Origin of the sequence: Stenotrophomonas sp. GbtcB23 (genome assembly GCF_019091045.1) — a bacterium.
GTDB lineage: Bacteria > Pseudomonadota > Gammaproteobacteria > Xanthomonadales > Xanthomonadaceae > Stenotrophomonas > Stenotrophomonas rhizophila_A.
Genome location: NZ_JAGXKC010000462.1, coordinates 1 through 262, shown reverse-complemented (window position 1 = coordinate 262; position 262 = coordinate 1). Strand labels below are relative to the sequence as shown.

1 pseudogene is annotated in these 262 nt (G+C 67.6%); it reads left to right on the top strand.

The features are described from left to right. Nucleotides 1–262: pseudogene (locus KVS69_RS19785) on the top strand (thiazole synthase); the annotation flags it as partial.

Sequence of the window (262 nt, the reverse complement as noted above, 5' to 3'; positions counted from 1 at the left end):
GCCGAAGACGCGGTGCGTACCTGCCGGCTGGCGCGCGAACTGCACGATGGCCACAACCTGACCAAGCTGGAAGTGCTGGGCGACCAGAAGACGCTGTACCCGGACGTGGTGCAGACCCACAAGGCCGCCGAAACGCTGGACAAGGACGGCTTCGAGGTGATGGTCTACACCTCCGATGACCCGATCCTGGCGAAGCGGCTGGAAGGGATCGGCTGCGTGGCGGTGATGCCGCTGGCCGCACCGATCGGCTCGGGGCGGGGCA